Below are 20,656 nucleotides of genomic sequence, written 5' to 3' on the forward strand. Positions count from 1 at the left end.
CATGACCCGCAAAGATCCGTCTCACGCCGCCTTTCCCCGTCGAACCTCTATCAAGGCTGGCGGGTCCATCGGGGGCGAGGTCTGGCTGGTCGGGGCCGGGCCGGGCGATCCCGACCTGATCACCCGACAGGCCGAACGCCTGATCCGCGCCGCCGACGTCGTCTTTTATGACGCCCTGGTCGGGCCGGGGGTTCTGGCGCTCATTCCCGATGCGGTCGAACGCGTTTGCGTGGGCAAGCGGGCCGGCGTCCATTCCAAGCCCCAGGGCGGCATCAACGATCTGCTGCTGGCGGCCGCCCTGGCAGGCCGACGGGTGGTGCGGCTGAAGGGCGGCGACGCGTCAATGTTCGGCCGGTCCGCCGAGGAATTGGCTCATCTTCAGGCGCATGGGGTGCGCGTCCATGTGGCGCCGGGGGTTACGACGGCCAGCGCCGCCGCCGCCCGCGCCGGCGTCTCTCTGACCCTGAGGGGCGTGGCGCGGCGGGTTCAGTTCGTCACAGCCCATGCCCGCGCCGGAGAAGCCCTGGACATGGACTGGGCCGCGCTCGCCGATCCCAGCGCCACCCTGGCCGTCTATATGGGGCGAGCCGCCGCGCCGGAACTGAAGCGACGCCTGATGGCGGAGGGCATGGCGGGAGATACGCCCGTGCTGGTCGCCGTCAATGTCAGCCTGGCGGACGAGAAACTGCTGTTCACGCGGTTGGACCTGTTGCCCCTGACCGTCGGCGCCCTGGCGGAGGACGCGCCGACCCTGATGCTGATCGGCCAGGCGGTCGGTCGGCAAGCCGCTGTGGCGGAAACGCCCGTCGGCGCCGACGTCGCCGCAGCCGGTTCGGCGCGGCCGTGGTGAGCGACCGTGTGTCCGTCTGGATCAGCCGTGTTCGGGCAGGGCGGCTTCAGCCAGGGCCAGGTCGTCAATCGTATTGATGTTCACGAAGGCGTCGTCGTCCTCCGCAGGCCAGTCCACGATGACGCGGCCCACGGCCTCGCTGAGGCCCTGCAGGGACAGCCGGCCCTCGTCGGCCCGGCGCCTTAGGACCGGGACGGCGGTGGTGCGCCACAGGGCGCAGACCGGATGAAGCCGGCCCCCGCTTGCGGCCACGGCCACGCCCGACTCGGCCGTCAGGGCGGACTGGAGCCGCGATAGCAGATCGCCCGGCACGCGGGGCATGTCGCAAGCCAGGGTCAGAACCTGGTCGAAGCCGGCGTCCGCCGCCCAGACCAGGGCTGCGAGCAGGCCCGCCAGGGGGCCGTCGATATCCGGCGCATCGAGCACGATCGTCTCGGCGAAACCGTCCGCCTGGGCGGGATCGCGCACCACCAGGATCACCGGCCCGGCCAGGGCGTGAGCCTTGTTCAGCGCATGGTCGAGCAGGCGCAGCCCGTTAAGCCGCCGACGCGGCTTGTCGCCCCCCATTCTTCGGCCGGCCCCGCCGGCCAGGACCGCGACAACGACGGGGCTCATGGGACCTCGCGCGGACGGGGCCGAGGCGGCTTGGCGCGCCGGGTGCGAGGCACGAGCGCAGGCGGCGCGGTCAGACTTGCGGCCTCGGCGGGACTGCTGACCGTCGTCTCGAGATCGCGCACCAGTCCGTCGCGTATGGAATAGATCCAGCCGTGAATCGACAAGACCTGGCCGCGTCGCCAGGCGTCGGTGACGAAGGGATTGCGCGACAGAGCACGGACCTGAGCCAGGACGTTCTTCTCGCAGATGAAGTTCACGCGGGTCTCGGCGTCATGGATAGCCTCTAGGTCTGTGGCGTGGTCCTCGCACAGTCTCTGGACTCGTTGCATCCAGTGATCGAGCACCCCGTGCCTCTGGCCGTCGAGCACGGCGCGAACCCCGCCGCACCCGTAGTGGCCGCAGACGATGATATGCCGGACCTTCAGGGACTCCAGGGCGAACTGGAGTACGGCGAGCAGGTTCATGTCCTGGGCCGGCGCCAGATTGGCGACATTGCGATGGACGAACAGTTCGCCCGGCTGCAGTCCGACCACCTCATTGGCGGGCACCCGGCTGTCGGAGCAGCCGATCCACAGATATTCCGGCGACTGTTGCGCCGACAGGCGACGGAAATACTCTGGATCCAGTCGGGTTCGCGTCGCCGCCCAAGCCAGATTGTTGCGAAGCAGATCCTCGATCATGATGCGGTCTCGCCCATTGGCGCCTCCAGCAGGACGCCCCGGCGCGCCGCAATACGGATGCTGAGCGATCGGAGGTCCGCCGCCGTCAGACGCAGGCGGGCGATGGGCAGGACCACGGCGTTCTCCAACGCAATATGGCGACGTTCACGCGCGGCGAAATCGACGAACAGCTGTCGCGTCTGCAGATCATGGCCAGGCGCCCGACCGTCCATCAAGGCCTTTTGCAGCCGGTCGATCAAGGTCTGCGCATGGGTCAAGTCGTCGCGATGTTCGGCGGACAGGGCGCCCAGGACCGCGTCGAGTTCGTCGGCGGGCTGACACCGCCGACGCAGCAGCGGAAAAAGGTCGTCCTCCTCGTCGATGACGTGCAGCGGCATGTCGTGGCGCAGGAAGTCCAGGATTTCCTGCGCCTCGTCGCCCAGCAGGACGGTCGCGGTACCGACGCGCTCGATCAGTTGGCAGAGCTGGCGATGGCGATAGTGTTCGGCGAACAACCAGTTCAACGGTTCATGGACCAGCTCGGGAGGCAGCCGTTCGATCAGAGAGGTCTGGCTTGTCCTCGCGTCCTGTCCCGTCATGGGTCTAGAACCGGTAGTCGACGGCGGCCCAGACCTTGTCGCGGTCGGCGAAGGCGACCTGGCTTCCATCGAAATGGGCGGCCTTCACCTCCAGAGCCCACCGCGCGTCCAGCGTCAGTCTGGCCGATACGTCGAGCTCCCGACCGTAGCGGACCGAGGCGTCTGCGTCCTGGAAGTCGCGCCAGGCGGCGGTCAAGACGGCGCTGCGCCCCAGCGGCGGTCGGGTCACCGTGTAGCTGATGGTGGCGGAAACGTCGCGCAGACCGTTGGGAGGCGTGGTCAGGAAGACGTCGGCCCAGCCCTGGAAGGCGTGCAGGGTGGCCAGGGGCGTCTGGAAGGCCTGGACGCCGTCGCCATCCAACCGCTCGAGCGCCAGCGTTCCCGTCACAGGGCCGCGCTTCAGTCCTGCGGAGATCTGCCCGTAGTCGAGATCGAACCGGGCTGGATTGGCGCCATATTCCGACTGGCGCGCGTATTCGAGGGCGAAAAGGGCAGACCATTCAGGAGACAGGGGCCGACTCCCTTCCAGTCGTGCGCCCCAGGTCGCCGAGGATTGAGCGGGCGCGTCGGCGAAGTCCAGCAGATAGCCATAGGTCGTGAGCCGTCCCACCGGAGTGGGGGCCTCGATATTGATCAAATGACTGTCCGAGCGCCATTCCCCGACAGGACTGTCGTCGCCGAAGACGCGATGAACCTTGTCAATCCAGGCCCAGGTGACGGTCAGGGGCTCGAACGCCTTGGTCGTCACCTTGACGGCGTCGAATGTCTGTTCGTTCTGGCGGAAACCGACATTACCGACGAAGCGGGCGGCGCCGAGCACGATCCGCTGGCGGCCGAGGACCACCTCGGTGTCGGGCAGGCCGGTCCAGGCGACCTGCAGCCGGTTCAGCTCAAGGGCCTCCGGATCGCCCACGACCGCCCGGTGCGCAGGGCCGTGAATCGTGTCGTTATAGTCGTCGACCAAGGCGGTGACCGCCTCGCCCTCGACCAACAGGCGAAAGCCCGAATAGACCGGACTTTGCCAGCCGAGGCGCGCGCGCAGGGTCAAGGCCGTGGCGTCGTCGAGCCCGTCTTGGCCGACGTCTTCATAGCGCAGGCGGCTATCGAACAGGATGTCGCCCGCCGGACTGGAGGCGGCCGCCGGTGCTGCGGGGGACTGGGCCTGCGCCACGGCGGGCGCCGCTGTCATCAGCAGGCCGACGGCCCAGGCGCGTCCGGTCAAAGCCATGTCAATGTCTCCGGATCAGGGTGAAGGTGCGTGCAGGCTCCACCAGTTTCGATTTCAGAATGGCGCGGACGCAGGCCAGGGCCGGGTCATCGGCGCCCTGGGCGGCGGAGATCAACCGGGTCCATCCCTCGTCGTCGGCCTCGCGGATGAAGTTGGTGATTTCCCCCTGGACGAACTCGGCGGTCGCCACGCCCGCCTGGGCCGCCGTGTCGCGGGCTCGGGCGGCCAGGCCCGGATCCGCTTCGTCGAGCCAGGCTTCCAGCCGCGCCGTCACGGCGGACTGGTCGTTCAGAAGGTCGCCCAAGGACAGGGCCGCCGAAGCGACGGCGCCGTCCTCGGTCACGCTCAGCCTCACACCGCCTTCGCGGGCCTCAGCGGCCAGACCGGAGACATAGCGGGCGGCGGCCGCCGTCCAGGCGCGGCTTTCCAGGTGCAGGGCGATGCGCGGCAGGACGTGCTCGAACGGCAACTGGCGGCCCTCTATGCGCCGATCCAGGCGCAGGACATGCCAGCCGAAGCGCGACCTGACCGGTTCGGACGCTGTTTCGCCGTCCTGAAGCGCATCGAGACCCGCTTCGACCTCGGCGGCGAGATCGCCCGGCGAGATCTGACCCAAGGATCCGCCAACGCCCTTGGACGGGCAGTCGGACAGGCGCTGGGCCAGGTCGGCGAACCGATGCGGATAAGCGGCCAACTCCGTGATCGCAGCCTTGGCCGCCGCCTGCGCTTCGGCCCAGGCGGCCTCGTCCTGAGTCTGGGGCGCCAACAGGATGTGGGAGGCCTCGGTCAGGGCCGGTGTGCAAAACCGTTTCGGCGCATGGTCATAGACGCGACGGCATTCGTCACGGCTGGGCGCGTCCACCAGGATTTCAGCCTCCAGGACCGCGCGGATCAGGGCTTCCTCGGGCGTCTCCTCGCGGCCGTCTTCATCGCACTCCGGGGCCGGGGTCAGACCCAGTTGATCGGCCCGGTCCAGCAGCAGGGCCTTGATGGCCAGGGCGTGGGCCGCCGCCTTGCGCGCCTCCTCGGCGTTCGGCGCAGGATGGTGCTGGGCCTCCTCGGCGACCAGACGCTCTGGCAGGGCCACGCCGTCGATGACGATCATAGCGCTCATCGTGCGGAGCCTCCGATGCGGCGCGTCACGGGCATGCGGCGTTTGCTGCGAACAAGCTGCCAACCGCGGCGGTTGAGATACCAGACCGGCGCGGACAGCATGTGGACGAGCCGTGTGAAGGGGAAGACCAGCAGGATCGTCAGACCCAGCGTCAGATGCGCCCGGAAGATCCAGTGGACATCGGCGATGAAGTTCGCGCTGTTCGGATTAAGGGTGAAGATGCCCTGGGCCCAGCTCATGAACTTGACCATCTCATGCCCGTCGCGGTGGCCCAGCGACAGGGGAATGGTCGCCAGCCCGAGGCAGAGCTGGGTCATGAGGATGATCAGTATGGCCATGTCGCCGAAGCTGGACGTCTGGCGGATTCGCGGATCGAACAGGCGCCGGTGGAGCAGCAACAGGCCGCCCACGAGACAGGCCGAGCCGGCCAGGCCGCCGGCCACGATCGCCAGCATCTGCTTGAAGCCATGGCTGACGCCCAGGAAGTCCCAGACGGCGATCGGGGTCAGCAGACCCACGAAATGGCCCGCGAAGATGGCCAGGATTCCGACGTGAAAGAGAACCGAGCCCACCATCAGCTGTCTGCGCCGCAGAAGCTGGGAGGAGCCGGTGCGCCAGGTGTATTGTTCACGATCGAACCGCAGCACCGAGCCGATCACCAGCACGGCCAGAGCGATATAGGGATAGACGCCGAAGGCGATGAAATTCAGGTCCATGGTCTCGATCCTCAGGCCGCAGCGTCGGCGCGGCGACTATTGTCAGGGGACGGGGCGGCGTTCATGGCGGACAGGATGGCGTCGGCCTTCGGACACCCGGCCTCGGCGGGGCCGAAGGTGACGGCGGTCTCTTCCCAAGCCTTGTCGAGGGTCTCCAGATCGTCCGGATCGTCGTCCGGCTCCTGCATCAAGGCGGCCACCGCGTCGGAATCCGGCACGGCGCCCGTCATGGCCGCCAGCGCACCGAACACGGCGCGATAGGGGCTTTCGCGCTTGTGAAGCCGCTCGGCCAGCGCCGCCAGGACATGGGCGCCTTCGCCGAGCAGAGATGCGGCGTCCTCGTCCGGCAGGGTGGACAGGAAGTCCAGGAACACCGGCAGATGGTCCGGCAGCTCATTGGCGGTCAGCTCCAGGCCGTAAGAGCCGTAGAGCTCGATCAGAGCCGCCATCGCTTGGCCCCGGTCGCGGCTCTCGCCGTGAATATGCTCATAGAGATTGAGCGACAGGGAGCGCGTTCGGTCGAAGAGGTGAACAAACCCCTCCTGAAGCTCGTACAGATCCTCGTGCTCCAGCTTGCGGGCCAGCTTGTCCAGGGCGCTGACGATGGGCGGCGGGACCAGGCCTTCCGAGCGGATGGCGGCCATGATCGCCGGGGCGGCGGTCTGGATGTCCGCCGTCGGATAGGTCAGCAGAAGGGCGAGGGCGCGATAGGTCAAAGCCATGGTCAGGCCACCTCTGCTGTGGGTTTGGCGCGTGAGCGTTTGTCGGGCCCGAATAGCCCCAGTTCGGTGCGGCCGCCGGAACAGCCGTTGCCGAAGGTGAAGCCGCAGTTGCCCCGCAGGTCATAGGCGTCTTCGACCGTCTCGCGGTGCGTCGAGGGAATGACGAACCGGTCCTCGTAGTCGGCGATGGCCATGATCTTGTACATGTCGTCGATCTGGGCCGCCGTCAGGCCGACCGTCTCGGCGAGCCCGTGGTCGATGCGGCCGTCCACCGTCCGGGCGCGCATATAGGCGCGCATGGTCAGCATGCGGCGAAGCGCCAGGGTCACCGGCTCCTCGACGCCTGCGGTCAGCAGGTTGGCGAGATATTTGACCGGGATGCGAAGCGCCTCCACGTCCGGCATGTCGCCGTCCATCTCCAGGGCGCCGACAGCGGCCGCGTTCTGGATCGGGGAGAGGGGCGGCACGTACCAGACCATCGGCAGGGTCCGGTATTCGGGGTGCAGCGGCAGGGCCACCTTCCAGTCAATGGCCATCTTGTAGACCGGGCTGCGCCGCGCGCCCTCGAGCCAGGCCTCGGGCACGCCGTCCGCCCGCGCCTGGGCGATCACCGCCGGATCGTGCGGATCCAGGAAGAGGTCGAGCTGGGCTTGGTACAGATCCTTCTCGTCCGGGGTTGAAGCGGCCGCCTCGATGCGGTCCGCATCATAGAGCAAGACGCCCAGATAACGGATCCGGCCGACGCAGGTCTCCGAACAGACCGTCGGCTGCCCCACTTCGATCCGGGGGAAGCAGAAGGTGCATTTCTCGGATTTTCCCGAGTCCCAGTTGTAATAGATCTTCTTGTAGGGGCAGGCCGAGACGCACATCCGCCAGCCGCGGCATTTGTCCTGATCGATCAGAACTATACCGTCCTCCTCGCGCTTGTAGATGGCGCCGGAAGGGCAGGCGGCTACGCACGCGGGGTTGAGGCAGTGTTCGCACAGCCTCGGCAGATACATCATGAAGGTGTTTTCGAACTGGCCGTAGATCTCCTTCTGGACGTCTTCGAAATTGACGTCCTGCGAGCGCTTGGAGAACTCGCCCCCCAGGATTTCCTCCCAGTTGGGCCCCCATTCGATCTTCTCCATCCGTTTGCCGGTGATCTGCGACCGGGGCCGGGCGGTGGGGAAATGCTTCATTTCCGGCGCCGTCTGGAGATGACCGTAGTCGAAGTCGAACGGCTCGTAATAGTCGTCGATCTCGGGCAGGTCGGGGTTGGCGAAGATCTTGGCCAGGATGCGCCATTTGGCGCCCATGCGGGGCTCGATCTTGCCGTTGGGCTTGCGCCGCCAGCCGCCGTTCCACTTCTTCTGGTTTTCCCATTCCTTGGGATAACCGATGCCCGGCTTGGTCTCGACGTTGTTGAACCAGGCGTATTCCACGCCCTTGCGGCTGGTCCAGACGTTCTTGCAGGTGACGGAACAGGTATGACAGCCGATGCATTTGTCCAGGTTCAGCACCATGCCGATCTGTGCGCGGATCTTCATTGGCCGAACTCCTTGGATTTCAGAGGCTCATCGAGCCAGTCCACCTTCTTCATCTTGCGCAGCACGATGAACTCGTCCCGGTTGGAGCCGACGGTGCCGTAGTAGTTGAAGCCGTAGGCGAGTTGAGCGTAACCGCCGATCATGTGGGTCGGCTTGAGGACGGTGCGGGTCACGGAGTTGTGGATGCCGCCGCGCCGGCCGGTGATCTCCGAACCGGGCGTGTTCACGATCTTTTCCTGAGCGTGGTACATGAAGGTCGTACCCTCGCGGATCCGCTGGGACACCACGGCCCGGGCCGTCAGGGCGCCGTTGGCGTTGAAGACTTCGATCCAGTCGTTGTCGACGATCCCGGCCTTGCGGGCGTCGACTTCAGAAATCCACACCACCGGGCCGCCGCGATTGAGCGTCAGCATCAGCAGATTGTCTGAATAGGTCGAGTGGATGCCCCATTTCTGGTGCGGGGTGATGAAGTTGAGCACGATCTCGGTCTCGCCGTTGGGCTTGAGACCCTTCACATGCGTCGTCTTCAGATCGACCGGCGGCTTGTAGACGCACAGCGCCTCGCCGAAGGCCCGCATCCAGAGGTGATCCTGATAGAGCTGCTGGCGGCCGGTGAGCGTCCGCCAGGGGATCAGCTCATGCACATTGGTGTAGCCGGCGTTGTAGCAGACCGTCTCGCTCTCGATGCCCGACCAGATGGGCGAGGAGATGATCTTGCGCGGCTGGGCGAGCAGATCGCGGAAGCGGATCTTCTCGTCCTCCTTGGCGAGCGCCAGGTGAGCGTGTTGTCGCCCCGTCTGTTTCTCGAGCGCCGCCCAGGCCTTGACCGCCACCTCGCCGTTCGTCTCCGGCGCCAGCATCAGAATGGTCTCGCAAGCGTCTATCGCGCTGTCGATCCCCGGCATGCCCTCGGTCAGCCCCGGTTCAAGCACGGCGCCGTTGAGGGCGCGCAGTTCGTCGACCTCGTGACCGGTCTTCCAACCCAGGCCCTTGCCGCCGTTCCCGAGCGTCTCCAGCAGCGGGCCGAGGGCTGTGAACTGCTTGTAGAGGTTCGGATAGTCCCGCTCGACGACGGTGATCTGGGGCATGGTCTTGCCCGGAATGGCCTCGCACTCGCCGAGGTACCAATCCTGGACCTCGAAGGGCTGAGCCATTTCACCGGGGCTGTCGTGCTGGATCGGGGTGAGCACCACGTCGTGCTCGCGGCCCAGCACCTCGGGCGCGACCGCCGAGAACTTCTTGGCGATCGTCTTGAAGATGTCCCAGTCTGATTTGGACTCCCAGGCCGGGTCCACCGCCGCGGACAGCGGGTGGATGAACGGGTGCATGTCGGAGGTGTTGAGGTCGTTCTTCTCGTACCAGGTGGCCGTCGGCAGAACGATGTCGGAATAGACCGCCGTGGTCGACATGCGGAAATCGAGCGTGACGAGGAGGTCCAGTTTGCCCTCGGGCGCCGCGTCATGCCAAACCACGTCGATAGGCTTGACCTGTCCGGCCTCGCCTAGATCCTTGCCCTGAACGCCATGCGAGGCGCCGAGCAGGTGTTTGAGGAAATACTCGTGCCCCTTGCCCGACGAGCCCAGCAGGTTGGAGCGCCAGATGAACATGTTACGCGGCCAGTTCGCCGGGTCGTCCGGATCCATGCAAGAGAGCTCGATCGAGCGGTCCTTGAGGCCATTCACCGTGTAGGTCTTGGGATCGACGCCCGCCGCCTCGGCGGCCTTGACCAGGTCCAGCGAGTTGGTCTTCAGCGCCGGCGCCGAGGGCAGCCAGCCCATGCGTTCAGCCCGGACGTTGAAGTCGATCATCGAGGCCTTCCACGGCCCTTCCGGCGCCGTCGGCGACAGCAGTTCGTCGACGCCCACGGTTTCGTAGCGCCACTGATCGGAGTGGGCGTAGAAGAAGGAGGTGGAGTTCTGCTGACGCGGCGGACGGATCCAGTCCGTGGCGAAGGCCAGTGGCGCCCAGCCGGTCTGCGGCCGCAGCTTTTCCTGACCGACATAGTGGGCCCAGCCGCCGCCGGATTGACCGACGCAGCCGCACATCACCAGCATGTTGATGACGCCGCGGTAGTTCATGTCCATGTGGAACCAGTGATTCATCGCCGCGCCGATGATCACCATTGACTTGCCGTTGGTCTTTTCGGCGTTGGTGGCGAAGCCGCGCGCCGTGGCGATGATCTGATCCCGCGGGACCGAGGTGATGGCCTCGGCCCAGGCCGGGGAATAGGGCTCCAGGTCGTCGTAGGAGCGCGGCATGCAATCGCCGCCGAAGCCCTGGTCGACGCCGTAGTTGGCCAGGAACAGGTCATAGACGCAGGCGACCAGCGCCTCGCCGTCCTTCAGCTTGACCCGGCGGACTGGGACGTTGCGCGTCAGGACGTCAGGGTGGTCGGTGGAGGCGAAGCCGTTGCTGGCGGTATTGGCGAAATAGGGGAAGCGCACGCCGGCGACCTCATCGTGCGCGTCCTTCAGGCCCAGCTTCAGCGTGGTCTCGCGCCCGGCGGCGTCCCGCTCTTCAAGGTTCCAACGCCCGTCCTCGCCCCAACGGAAGCCGATCGAGCCGTTCGGGACCACGATCTCACCGGTGGCCTCGTCTATGGCGACCGTTTTCCAGTCCGGATTGTTGGCCTGATCGAGATCCCCGACGAAATCCGACGCCCGCACCAGGCGTTCCGGCACATAGCCGCCCTCCTGGGGGACCAGGCGGACCAGCATCGGCAGGTCGCTGTATTTGCGCAGATAGTCGCGGAAATACGGTACCTGCCTATCGATATGATATTCCTTGAGGATCACGTGGCCGAAGGCCATGGCCAAGGCTGCGTCGGTGCCCTGTTTGACGGGAAGCCACAGGTCGGAGAATTTCGACGCTTCGGAATAGTCGGGGCAGATGACGACGGACTTGGCGCCGCGATAGCGGGCCTCGGTGTAAAAGTGGGCGTCCGGGGTGCGGGTCTGGGGGACGTTCGATCCCCACAGCAGCATGAAGCTGGAGTTGTACCAGTCGGCGCTTTCGGCCACGTCGGTCTGCTCGCCCCAGGTTTGAGGCGAAGCCGGCGGCAGATCGCAGTACCAGTCATAGAAGGAGCCGGTGACCCCGCCCAGCAGTTGCAGATAGCGGGCGCCGGCGGCGTAGGACACCATGGACATGGCCGGGATGGGCGAGAAGCCGAACACCCGGTCGGGGCCCCAGCGCTTGGCCGTATAGGCGTTGGCGGCGGCGATGATCTCGGTGACTTCCTCCCAGTCGGCCCGCACGAAGCCGCCGGCCCCGCGCATGCTGGTGTAGGATTTGCGCGCGGCGGGATCGTTCTGAATCGAGGCCCAGGCCGCGACCGGTTCCATCGTCCGGCGGGCCTTGCGCCATACCCGCAGCAGGCGTGAGCGGATCAGCGGATATTTCACCCGGTTGGCCGAATAGAGATACCAGCTGTAGCTGGCGCCGCGCGCGCAGCCCCGGGGTTCGTGATTGGGCAGGCCCGGTCGGGTGCGAGGATAGTCGGTCTGCTGGGTCTCCCAGGTGACGATCCCGCCCTTGACGTAGATCTTCCAGGAGCAGGAACCGGTGCAGTTCACGCCGTGGGTCGAGCGCACGACCTTGTCGTGACGCCAGCGGCTTCGATAGGCCTCCTCCCAACCGCGATCCTCGTCGTTCATGACGCCGTGGCGATCGGAGAACAGTTCGGTCTTGCGCGTGAAGAAGGCGAGACGGTCTAGGGTATGGCTCATGATCAGGCCGCCTTGGGTGCGAGGTTCAGGATCGAGCGCCGGCGGGCGTAGAAGGCCCAGTTGACGACGGCGCAGCTGCAATAGAAGGCGAGGAAGAGGTACAGGGCGATCAGCGGATCCCCGGTCGCCTTCATCGAGTTGGCGAAGGCCAGCGGGATGAAGAAACCGCCATAGGCGCCGATGGCCGACGAGAAGCCGACGATGGCCGCGGATTCCAGCTCGGCCTGCTTCAATCGCTCCGCCGCCGTGGCGCGGGGCATCAGCCGGGGCATGTCGGCGCGGACGAGGGCCGGGATCATCTGGAAGGTCGAGGCGTTGCCGACGCCGGTCCAGAAGAACAGCCACAGGAAGCTGGGGAAGAATAGGCTGAAGGATGGTTCCGCGCCGAAGGCGCCGACGCTCTGAAGCACCGCCAACACCCCCAGGATCAGGGCGTAGAAGACGATCTGTGTGACGTTGTGCCCGCCCCAGCGATCAGACACCCAGCCGGTCAAGGCCCGAGATGCGGCGCCGACCAGGGGGCCGAGGAAGGCGATCTGCAGGATGTTCACATCGGGGAAGAGCGTCTTGCCGAGCAGGGGGAAGGCGGCCGAGAAGCCGATGAAGGACCCGAAGGTGCCGATGTAGAGAAAGCAGATCAGCCAGTTGTGCTTGCGCTGGAACACCACGGCCTGCTCGCGGAACGACGCGCGCGCCGAGGCGACGTCGTTCATGCCGAACCAGGCGGCGGCGGCGGCGATCAGAATGAAGGGGACCCAGACGAAGCCCGCATTCTGAAGCCAGACCTGATGCTGAACACCGTCTTCGACAAAGGTCTGAGGCGCGCCCAGCAGGGGGCTGAACAGGGCCACGCCGGTGATCAGAGGCGCGGTGAACTGGAGGACGCTGACCCCCAGGTTGCCGAAGCCGGCGTTCAGGGCCAGGGCGTTGCCCTTCTGGGCCTTGGGAAAGAAGAAGCCGATATTGGCCATGGACGAGGCGAAGGCCGCGCCACCCAGGCCGCAGAACAGGGCCAGGACGACAAAGACCCCATAGGGCGTCTCAGGGTTCTGGACGGCGACCCCTATGCCGATGGCGGGGATGGCCAGGGACAGGGTCGATAGGGTGGTCCATAGCCGCCCGCCGAAAATGGGGACCATGAAACTGTAGAAGATCCGCAAGGTTGCGCCCGACAGGGCCGGCAGCGCCGTCAGCCAGAACAGCTCGGCGGTCGAAAACTTGAAGCCGACCGTGTTGAGACGGGTCGCCGCCGTGGACCAGAGCATCCAGATGGAAAAGGCCAGCAGCAGATTGGGGATCGAGATCCAGAGATTGCGGCGGGCGATCCGGTGTCCGGAAGCGGCCCAGAACGCGGGATCCTCCGGACGCCAGTCATGCAGAATGTGACGAGACATATGCGTCTTTCTCTAATGCGAACGCAGGGATGAGGAGGCGGCCTTGTCCGGGCCGACGCCCGCCAGTTCGGGGAATTCCGGCAGGTCCGCCAGAATGGGCGCGCGGCGGCGCTCCATCCGGCGCACCGCGAAGTGCATCCAGACGAGGGCGGTCAGGACCAGGAGGAACAGCAGCATGAAACAGCTGGTCCAGACGCCGGTCAGGTCATTGAGGGCGCCGAAGACGATGGGCATGATGAAGCCGCCCAGACCGCCGATCATGCCCACCAGACCGCCGACGGAGCCGACGTGGTCGGGGTAGTAGACGGGGATGTGCTTGTAGACGGCGGCCTTGCCCAGGCTCATGGCGAAGCCGAGGACGAACACCAGGGCCGTGAAGACCGGCAGGCTGATCGCCAGGCGGAAGCGGATCGGGCCTTCGATCCCATCGACCACATAGGCGGTCGCCGGATAGGACAGGATGAAGGTGCAGATCACGCTGATGGCGAAGGTCAGATACATGACCTTGCGGGCGCCGATCTTGTCCGACAACCAGCCGCCGAAAACCCGGAACAACGAACCCGGTATCGAATAGGCGGCCGCCAGCATGCCGGCGACGCCGATCCCCACCCCATAGGCGCCGGTGAGATAGTGCGGCAGCCATAGGGCGAGGGCGACAAAGCCGCCGAAGACGAAGAAATAATAGAGGGCGAAGCGCCAGACCCGCAGATCCTTCAGCGGGGTCAGTTGCATCCAGGCGGCGGCGGCCTTTTCACCACTGCGGCGACGCGCGACCAACTGCGGCTCGTCGCGGGTCAGCAGGAAAAAGCCAAGAGCGATGATCAGCAGGGCGCCGGCCCAGATCTGGGCGACGGCCTCCCAACCCAGGGCCAGCATCACAAAGGGCGCGGCGAACTTGGTAACCGCTGCGCCGACGTTGCCGGCGCCGAAGATGCCGAGCGCCGTGCCCTGACGGCCGGCGGGATAGAATTTCGAGACATAGGCGACGCCGACGGCGAAGGCGCCCCCGGCCATGCCGACGCCGAGGGCGGCGATCAGAAACTGGCCGTAGGTCTGGGCGTAGGACAGCAGGAAGGTCGCCGCCGCCGCCAGGACCATGACGATCAGATTGACGCGCCGTCCGCCGAACTGCTCGGTCCAGACGCCCAGAAAGACCCGAACCAGGGATCCGGTCAGGATCGGCGTTCCGACCAGCAGGCCGAACTGGGCTTCGGAGAGGCCCAGGTTGGTCTTTATCTGGACGCCAATGATCGAGAAAATCGTCCACACCGCAAAACAGGCGGTGAAGGCGAAGGTGCTGACCCACAGGGCCGATGCGGCGCCTGGGGCGGGGTTTTCGGCGGATGCCAACGGACTGCTCCCTTCACGGACGGCGTCTCAGCGGCCGCCGCTCAGCTGTCCTAGCTGGCGTCTCGTCAGTCTTATTTGATGCGTATCAATTCGCGTCTTTGTAAAAGCGGTCGTGTGGCGAATTTATACATGATTTTCCAAGTAAAGCGACATTTGGCAGTTGTTGTCTTGTCTTAGGTCGGGGCGTGGATTGATGTTTGTCAATCGACGGCCTATCGAACGGGGGCGTCGCCTAGATGGAATCAACCTGTTCCGTCGAGGAGACGACTGTCCCGACCGCATCAGGAGCCATAGCCATGACCATGCGCGCTTCCGATCTCGATCGCGTCCGAGCCCTGCCGTTGTTTTCGCGGGCCTCGCCCGAGGTCTTTCGCGACGTGACGGCGGGGGCCTTTCTTCAACGGTTTCCTGCCGGAACCACGCTTCTGATGGAAGGCGACACGGTCGACTTCCTCTATGTTCTTCTGGAAGGCGCGGTGGAGCTTCAGGGCTCGTGGAAGGAGAAGGAGACGACGCTGGCGCTGCTGCGTCCGGTCTCGACCTTCATCCTGGCCGCAGTCGTGCTTGATGCGGACGCGCTGATGTCTGCGCGCACCCTGGAGCGATCTGAAATCCTGATGCTGTCGGGCGAGGCTCTGCGTCGCACCATGCGCCAGGACGCGGACTTCAGCTTCGCCGTCGCGGAGGAAGTGTCCGGCTGTTATCGGGGATTGGTCCGGGCCGTAAAGAACCAGAAGCTGCGGGGCGGGGTCGAGCGGCTGGCCAATTATCTGATCACCCAAAGGGCGCGTCAGGGTTTGCGTGATCCGATCGTCTTGCCGCACGAGAAGCGCGTACTGGCGTCACTGCTGGGCATGTCGCCCGAAAATCTGTCCCGCGCCTTCGCTGGTCTGTCCAGCTACGGGGTCGTGGTGCGCGGCGCGGAAGTGAGCCTGGGACGTCCGGACGCCCTGGAACGACTGGCGCGCCCGCACCCGCTGATCGACAACCATATGCCCGCGCCCGCCGGCGGCGCCGGCAAGGCGGAGATCGAGCGGTGGACGACCCGCTCAGGGCGCACCTGCGGCTCAAGTCTGTCCTGATCAGCCGCCGAGCTGGGCGAGGTTTTTTAGGTCGCCCGAACGACCCGACGCCAGGTCGTGGCCGGCGGCCTTGCCGCCGAGCGAGGAGACGATACGACGGGTGAGGGCTTCGCGGTCGTCGTCGTTCTGCAGCAGTTCGCGCAGATCGACGCCCCCGTCGCCGAACAGGCAAAGCCGCAGTTTGCCTCGTGCGGTCACGCGCAGCCTGTTGCAGCTGTCGCAGAACCCCGGCGCATAGGGGGCGATGAAGCCGAGCGCGCCGGCGTGATCGGGATGGCGGTATTCGAAAGCCGGGCCTGCGTCGAAGGCGCGCGGCGTCGGCATCCAACCGTTGTGATCCAGCCAGGCGCGGAATCTGTCGGCCCTGACATGATGGCGGGTGAAGAAATCGTCGTTTTCGGTCGTCTTCATCAGTTCGATGAAGCGAACGGAGACGGGGCGGTCGCGCACGAAACGCGCCCAGTCGTCGAATCCCGCCTCGGCCGTTTCGCGCAACAGGACGGCGTTGACCTTGACGGCGGAGAAGCCCTCCTCAAGGGCGCGGTCGAGCCCCGTCAGAACCTGGCCCAATTTGTCGTGGCCGGTGATCCGATGAAAAACCTGCGGATCGATGGAGTCGATGCTGAGGTTGATGTGGGTCAGTCCTGAGGCGCGCCAGCCCTCGACCTGGCGCGCCAGGTTCCAGCCGTTAGTGGTTACGGCGATCTTGGCCACGCCGGGCGAGGCGGCGACCGTCCGCAGGATCGCGTCGAAATCCTTGCGGACGGTCGGCTCTCCGCCGGTCAGACGCACCTTGCTGAGGCCCAGGTCCGAAAATCCGGCCACCAGCCGACCGATCTCCTCGACTGTCAAAAACGACAGAGGGCCCGTCTTCTTCCAGCCGTTCGGCAGGCAATAGGTGCAACTGAAGTTGCACACCTCCGTGACCGAGAGGCGAAGATAATGGAACCGGCGGCCAAAGCCGTCGGTCATGGCAGCGGCGTCAAACGCCATGGAAGCTCCTTTCCAGAGGCGGGAGGCGGAGGGATTTCTCCCGCCGCCCTCGATCCTTGCGGATCCGGCCGTCAGACCTTGGCGCGATTGCTGTAGGTCGGACGGCTCGGAGCGAATACTGACTGATGTGTTACACGATGAACCTGCACCCGACTATGATGGGCGCGTGGAATGATCTTGACGAAGATCAAGTCGAAACCCTTCAAGTCTTGTGCGGCCGGGCGGACGACCATGTTAATCGGCCGAAGCGATGCCCGGGGCGCCGCGTGGAGAGACGAGCCCATGTCGATGAAAGAAGGCGATGTCGGACGGCGTCGCGTGCTGGCCCTGATCGGGGCGACGGCTCTGGCGGGATGCGCGCCCCGCTCATCCGAAGACCGGCCGCTCGACCTGTTCGCGGCGGCCAGCCTGCGTGAAGTGCTCGACGCCGCCGCCGCCCAGTATGATCGGTCCTCGGGGCGGCGCGTTCGCGCGACCTATGCCGGCAGCGCCCAGCTCGCGCGTCAGATCGCGCAAGGCGCCCCGGCCGATCTGTTCATCTCGGCCGACGAAGACTGGATGGACTGGCTGCAAGGCCGCGGCCTGGTCGAGATCGCCGCGCGCCGCCGCCTCGCCGCCAATCGGCTGGTGTTGGTCGCGCCGGCCTCGGCTGCGGCCGGCATGGTCGATCTGGCCTCGCCAGACGCCGTGGCTCAGCGACTAGGGGAGGGCCGTCTGGCCATTGCCGAGGCCTCAGTGCCGGCGGGCCGTTATGGGCGACAGGCGCTTATGCGTCTGAACCTCTGGTCCCAGGTCAAGGATCGCCTGGCGCCGACAGCGGATGTACGCGCCGCCCTGGCGCTGGTGGCGCGAGGAGAGACCCCGCTCGGGGTGGTCTATGCGACCGACGCCCGCGTCGAGGCGAAGGTCCGGGTGGCGGCGGTCTTTCCAACGGACGCCCATGTGCCCATCCTCTATCCCGGCGCGCCCGTCCGACGCCTTGACGGGGCCGGGGATATTCAGGGGGCGCAGGTCTTCCTCGATTTTCTGACCAGCCCCCAGGGTCAGGCTTTGTTTAGGGAATTCGGCTTTGCCCCGCCCGTTTGAGCCCGTCCGGTGATCCCGTTCAGTCTCGAGGAACAGCAGATCATCGGTCTGTCGCTGAAGGTCGCGGCGACCGCGACCCTGTTCAGCCTGCCGCCCGGCGTCGCCCTGGCCTATCTCCTGTCGCGCGGCGACTTCCCCGGAAAGGGCCTGCTGTCGGGCCTGACCCATTTGCCGCTGATCCTGCCGCCGGTCGTGACAGGTTATGGGCTCTTGCTGCTGTTCGGACGCAGCGGTCCGCTTGGCGCCTGGCTGGAGCCGCTGGGAATCGTCTTCGCCTTCGATTGGACGGGGGCGGCGCTGGCCGCCGCCATCATGGGGTTTCCGCTGCTGGTGCGGGCCGTCCAGCTGTCGTTCGACCTTGTCGATCCCCGAATCGAGCGGGCCGCTGAAACCCTGGGGGCCAGCCCCTTCATTCGTTTCCTGACCGTCACTCTGCCGCTCGCTCTGCCGGGTCTCGCCGCCGGAACCGTGCTCGCCTTCGCCAAGGCCTTGGGCGAGTTCGGCGCCACCATTACCTTCGTCGCCAACATACCCGGCGAGACCCGCACCCTGCCGCTGGCCATCTATAGTCTGACCCAGGCGCCGGGCGGCGAGGCCGCTGCGCTGCGGCTCGTCCTGATCTCCATCGGCGTCTCGATTACGGCGCTCCTGATCTCCGAGTGGGGCGCCCGGGTCGCCGCCCAGCGGATCGGGGCGACGCGATGACCCTGGACGTATCCTGTCAGATCGAGCGCGGCGATTTCTCGTTGGAGATCGATTTCTCGAGCGACGCCCGCATCACCTGCCTGTTCGGCCGCTCGGGCAGCGGAAAAACCACTCTGGCCGAGGTCGTCGCCGGCCTGATCCGCCCCCGTAGCGGCCGGGTGGCGCTGGACGGAGAGGTCTTGTTCGACGACTCAACGGGTCTGTCGATTCCGACCTGGAAGCGGCGTATCGGCTACGTGTTCCAGGACGCGCGCCTGTTTCCGCACATGACGGCGCGGGACAATCTTCTGTACGGCCCGCGACGGGCCGGCGATCCTCGGCCGGATCTGGAGGAAATCGTCGCCCTGCTGGGGCTTGAAGCCCTTCTGGAGCGGCGGCCCGGCGTGTTGTCGGGCGGCGAGGCGCGCCGGGTCGCGATCGGGCGTGCGCTGTTGACCCGCCCCCGGTTGCTGATCCTGGACGAACCCCTTTCGGGCCTGGACGGCGCCCGACGCGGCGAAATCCTGCCCTATCTCGATCAGTTGTCGCGAGCGGGACCGCCCATTCTCTACGTCAGTCACGCCGTCGAAGAGGTCGCGCGTCTGGCCGATCGTGTGGTGCTGGTCGGTGACGGTCGCGCCGTGGGCGCCGAGCCCCCGGACCAGGCTTTCGACCGGCCGGAGGCCGAGACCGCCGCCGGGCTCAGTGCGCCGCTGTCCATCCTCGACGGGCGGGTGAGCGGGCACGACCCGGCCGGCTGCGCCACGCGGATCGACCTGGCCGGAACCCCCTTCCTGTCGCCGCTTCTGGATGTCGCGCCGGGCGAGCGGCTGAGGATCGTGGTCGATGCGCGCGACGTGGCCCTGGCCCTGACCGACCCGATCGACGCCAGTTTCCAGAACCGGCTGCCGATGCGGGTGGCGAGCCTTGAAACCCGAGGAGACGGGGTTCTGACGCGGCTGGAGGCGGGCGGGCTCACGCTGAAAGCCCTGGTCACGCCTCAGGCCTGTCGCCAGCTCGATCTGACGCCCGGCTTGCCCGTGATCGCCCTGGTCAAGGCGACCGCCGCCGCGCGCTACGCCTGACAGGGATCACGGTCGGGCCAGGCGCGGCGTCGCCAGCATCGGCCCATAGGCGAACACGAATGTGAAAAAGGCCGCCGACCAGAGGGCGGCGGAGACGGTCAGCAGCAGCGGATAGAGGCTGGGCGTCAGTCCGCCCGCCACGCGGGACAGGGCGGCGGCGTTGATCAGTCCGTAGATCGCGACCTCGGTTCGCCCGGCGACCAGGGGCCGTCCGGCATGGCCCCGGCTGGCGCGGGTCATGACGGCCAGGGTCATGACGCCGACCGCCCCCGCCGTCAGGGCGTGCACGCCGACGGACGGTGACATCAGGCGCGGCGCGGTGATCGAGAGACCCATCAGGATCAAGCTCGCAGCAAGCCACATATAGCCGAGGTGCAGGATCCACACGAGCGGTTCGGTCAGGGTCGCGTGACCGCGCCATCGCCCCAGACGCAACAGCGTCAGGCCGCCCGCCGTCAGAAGCGTCGCTCCGGTCCCCGGATGCGCGGGACTGACGCACCAGGCGGTCAGGGCTGCAGCGGTGACGATCAGGGCTGCGGCGTCAAAACGACCCGCGACGGCGGGCAGCGGCCCGCCGCGTTTGATCTGCCAGTTGCGAGTGAAACTGGGCGTGATCCGGCCGCCGATCACGGCGATGAGCAGGGCGACGATTCCGAGCCCCAGTCGGGTGGACAGGGAGGCGACACCGCTCGCCTTCGCCTCAAGGTGGAAGCCGATATTGGCGAGGGCGAAGAGACTGACCATGACGGCGACAGGAAGGTTGCGGCCGTTTCTGCCCGCCGCCGCTTCTCGCCAGATCAAGCCCGCCATGACCGACAGGAACAGGCTGTCGATAATCCCGGGCCAGGCCGCGTCGGCCAGGCTGGGGGCCAGGGTCTTGGCGAGCATGGCGGCCCGACCCGCCGCCCACAAGGCGAACAACTGGGCCAGCGGACGGCCGACGACGGGCAGGCGGCCGGTCCAGTTGGGCACGGCGGTCAACAGGAACCCCGCCACGACGCCGCCCGTATAGCCGAACAGCATTTCATGGATGTGCCAGCCAAGGCCGACCGGACCTCCGGCGAGAAAGGCGTAAAGCCAAAGGGGCGCGGCCACCGCCGACCACAGGGCGCCGAACAGGAAAAAGGGGCGCAGACCCAGGCTGAAGACGGCCGGCCCCCGATAGGCCCGAAGCGCGGCGGCCGTATTCACCGCGGCCTCGGAACGACGGTCTCAGCCCTGA

General features: G+C 66.5%; 18 protein-coding genes and 1 riboswitch. Of the genes, 5 read left to right on the forward strand and 13 right to left on the reverse strand.

All coding sequences use genetic code 11. The annotated features are described in order from the left end of the window. Position 1: 1 nt before the first annotated feature. The gene (gene cobA / locus AC1RSI_RS14290; protein WP_230307535.1) at positions 2–850 is read left to right on the forward strand and encodes a uroporphyrinogen-III C-methyltransferase; all 849 of its coding nucleotides are present in this window, start codon (positions 2–4) and stop codon (positions 848–850) included. Positions 851–871: 21 nt separating this feature from the next. Here cobA and mobA read toward each other — a convergent pair whose 3' ends face one another. The 11 genes from mobA to AC1RSI_RS14345 are packed head-to-tail and all read right to left on the reverse strand — an operon-like array spanning position 872 to position 14,504. Next, positions 872–1,465, reverse strand: a complete 594-nt coding sequence (mobA, locus tag AC1RSI_RS14295) for a molybdenum cofactor guanylyltransferase (protein ID WP_008262656.1) — start codon at positions 1,463–1,465, stop codon at positions 872–874. Continuing rightward, entirely contained in the window at positions 1,462–2,145 is a 684-nt protein-coding gene (locus tag AC1RSI_RS14300; RefSeq protein ID WP_008258838.1) for a carbonic anhydrase, read from the reverse strand. Before AC1RSI_RS14300 ends, mobA begins: the two co-directional genes overlap by 4 nt. Continuing rightward, positions 2,142–2,723: a hemerythrin domain-containing protein gene (locus AC1RSI_RS14305; protein WP_008263206.1), complete on the reverse strand. Its 582-nt coding sequence runs from the start codon at positions 2,721–2,723 to the stop codon at positions 2,142–2,144. Before AC1RSI_RS14305 ends, AC1RSI_RS14300 begins: the two co-directional genes overlap by 4 nt. Before the next feature lie 4 nt (positions 2,724–2,727). Beyond that, positions 2,728–3,951: a hypothetical protein gene (locus AC1RSI_RS14310; protein WP_008263836.1), complete on the reverse strand. Its 1,224-nt coding sequence runs from the start codon at positions 3,949–3,951 to the stop codon at positions 2,728–2,730. Between the two features lies 1 nt (position 3,952). Continuing rightward, positions 3,953–5,065: a peptidylprolyl isomerase gene (locus tag AC1RSI_RS14315; RefSeq protein ID WP_154725584.1), complete on the reverse strand. Its 1,113-nt coding sequence runs from the start codon at positions 5,063–5,065 to the stop codon at positions 3,953–3,955. Continuing rightward, entirely contained in the window at positions 5,062–5,781 is a 720-nt protein-coding gene (narI, locus tag AC1RSI_RS14320; protein ID WP_008263174.1) for a respiratory nitrate reductase subunit gamma, read from the reverse strand. Before narI ends, AC1RSI_RS14315 begins: the two co-directional genes overlap by 4 nt. Positions 5,782–5,792: 11 nt before the next feature. Next, the gene (gene narJ / locus AC1RSI_RS14325) at positions 5,793–6,503 is read right to left on the reverse strand and encodes a nitrate reductase molybdenum cofactor assembly chaperone (protein ID WP_008262296.1); all 711 of its coding nucleotides are present in this window, start codon (positions 6,501–6,503) and stop codon (positions 5,793–5,795) included. Positions 6,504–6,505: 2 nt separating this feature from the next. After that, positions 6,506–8,032, reverse strand: a complete 1,527-nt coding sequence (gene narH / locus AC1RSI_RS14330; RefSeq protein WP_008261108.1) for a nitrate reductase subunit beta — start codon at positions 8,030–8,032, stop codon at positions 6,506–6,508. Continuing rightward, positions 8,029–11,760, reverse strand: a complete 3,732-nt coding sequence (locus AC1RSI_RS14335; protein WP_154725585.1) for a nitrate reductase subunit alpha — start codon at positions 11,758–11,760, stop codon at positions 8,029–8,031. The genes narH and AC1RSI_RS14335 overlap by 4 nt, the downstream gene beginning before the upstream one ends. A 2-nt stretch (positions 11,761–11,762) precedes the next feature. Next, complete coding sequence (locus AC1RSI_RS14340) at positions 11,763–13,154, reverse strand: MFS transporter (protein ID WP_008262382.1); 1,392 nt, start codon at positions 13,152–13,154, stop codon at positions 11,763–11,765. Positions 13,155–13,166: 12 nt separating this feature from the next. After that, positions 13,167–14,504, reverse strand: a complete 1,338-nt coding sequence (locus tag AC1RSI_RS14345) for an MFS transporter (RefSeq protein WP_154725586.1) — start codon at positions 14,502–14,504, stop codon at positions 13,167–13,169. Between the two features lie 296 nt (positions 14,505–14,800). Here AC1RSI_RS14345 and ftrB point away from each other — a divergent pair, with 296 nt between their 5' ends. After that, entirely contained in the window at positions 14,801–15,586 is a 786-nt protein-coding gene (gene ftrB, locus AC1RSI_RS14350) for a transcriptional activator FtrB (protein WP_154725587.1), read from the forward strand. Here ftrB and moaA read toward each other — a convergent pair whose 3' ends face one another. Next, positions 15,587–16,579: a GTP 3',8-cyclase MoaA gene (gene moaA / locus AC1RSI_RS14355; RefSeq protein WP_008264188.1), complete on the reverse strand. Its 993-nt coding sequence runs from the start codon at positions 16,577–16,579 to the stop codon at positions 15,587–15,589. Next, positions 16,569–16,703, reverse strand: a riboswitch (molybdenum cofactor riboswitch). Its footprint overlaps the gene before it by 11 nt. 158 nt (positions 16,704–16,861) lie before the next feature. On the opposite strand from moaA, the gene modA reads away from it, so the two are divergent. Genes modA through modC form a run of 3 tightly spaced genes read left to right on the forward strand, consistent with a single transcriptional unit; the run spans position 16,862 to position 19,434 of the window. Continuing rightward, positions 16,862–17,665 carry a molybdate ABC transporter substrate-binding protein gene (modA, locus tag AC1RSI_RS14360; RefSeq protein WP_008263547.1) on the forward strand — a complete coding sequence of 268 codons (804 nt, stop codon included), beginning with the start codon at positions 16,862–16,864 and terminating at the stop codon, positions 17,663–17,665. 9 nt (positions 17,666–17,674) lie between these two features. Continuing rightward, the gene (gene modB, locus AC1RSI_RS14365) at positions 17,675–18,370 is read left to right on the forward strand and encodes a molybdate ABC transporter permease subunit (RefSeq protein WP_008262437.1); all 696 of its coding nucleotides are present in this window, start codon (positions 17,675–17,677) and stop codon (positions 18,368–18,370) included. Next, positions 18,367–19,434 (forward strand): molybdenum ABC transporter ATP-binding protein, encoded by a 1,068-nt coding sequence (gene modC / locus AC1RSI_RS14370; protein WP_008264113.1) that lies wholly within the window; start codon positions 18,367–18,369, stop codon positions 19,432–19,434. The genes modB and modC overlap by 4 nt, the downstream gene beginning before the upstream one ends. A gap of 6 nt (positions 19,435–19,440) precedes the next feature. Here the strand turns inward: modC and AC1RSI_RS14375 are convergent, their stop codons facing one another. Continuing rightward, positions 19,441–20,625 carry an NnrS family protein gene (locus tag AC1RSI_RS14375; RefSeq protein ID WP_154725588.1) on the reverse strand — a complete coding sequence of 395 codons (1,185 nt, stop codon included), beginning with the start codon at positions 20,623–20,625 and terminating at the stop codon, positions 19,441–19,443. Positions 20,626–20,656 lie beyond the last annotated feature (31 nt).

Source organism: Brevundimonas sp. GW821-FHT10E09 (assembly GCF_058809375.1).

Bases quoted from the DNA above. Each gene is read 5' to 3' on its own strand.
- cobA (WP_230307535.1), top strand. From the start codon at position 2: ATGACCCGCAAAGATCCGTCTCACGCCGCCTTTCCCCGTCGAACCTCT.
- mobA (WP_008262656.1), bottom strand. From the start codon at position 1,465: ATGAGCCCCGTCGTTGTCGCGGTCCTGGCCGGCGGGGCCGGCCGAAGA.
- AC1RSI_RS14300 (WP_008258838.1), bottom strand. From the start codon at position 2,145: ATGATCGAGGATCTGCTTCGCAACAATCTGGCTTGGGCGGCGACGCGA.
- AC1RSI_RS14305 (WP_008263206.1), bottom strand. From the start codon at position 2,723: ATGACGGGACAGGACGCGAGGACAAGCCAGACCTCTCTGATCGAACGG.
- AC1RSI_RS14310 (WP_008263836.1), bottom strand. From the start codon at position 3,951: ATGGCTTTGACCGGACGCGCCTGGGCCGTCGGCCTGCTGATGACAGCG.
- AC1RSI_RS14315 (WP_154725584.1), bottom strand. From the start codon at position 5,065: ATGAGCGCTATGATCGTCATCGACGGCGTGGCCCTGCCAGAGCGTCTG.
- narI (WP_008263174.1), bottom strand. From the start codon at position 5,781: ATGGACCTGAATTTCATCGCCTTCGGCGTCTATCCCTATATCGCTCTG.
- narJ (WP_008262296.1), bottom strand. From the start codon at position 6,503: ATGGCTTTGACCTATCGCGCCCTCGCCCTTCTGCTGACCTATCCGACG.
- narH (WP_008261108.1), bottom strand. From the start codon at position 8,032: ATGAAGATCCGCGCACAGATCGGCATGGTGCTGAACCTGGACAAATGC.
- AC1RSI_RS14335 (WP_154725585.1), bottom strand. From the start codon at position 11,760: ATGAGCCATACCCTAGACCGTCTCGCCTTCTTCACGCGCAAGACCGAA.
- AC1RSI_RS14340 (WP_008262382.1), bottom strand. From the start codon at position 13,154: ATGTCTCGTCACATTCTGCATGACTGGCGTCCGGAGGATCCCGCGTTC.
- ftrB (WP_154725587.1), top strand. From the start codon at position 14,801: ATGACCATGCGCGCTTCCGATCTCGATCGCGTCCGAGCCCTGCCGTTG.
- moaA (WP_008264188.1), bottom strand. From the start codon at position 16,579: ATGGCGTTTGACGCCGCTGCCATGACCGACGGCTTTGGCCGCCGGTTC.
- modA (WP_008263547.1), top strand. From the start codon at position 16,862: ATGTCGATGAAAGAAGGCGATGTCGGACGGCGTCGCGTGCTGGCCCTG.
- modC (WP_008264113.1), top strand. From the start codon at position 18,367: ATGACCCTGGACGTATCCTGTCAGATCGAGCGCGGCGATTTCTCGTTG.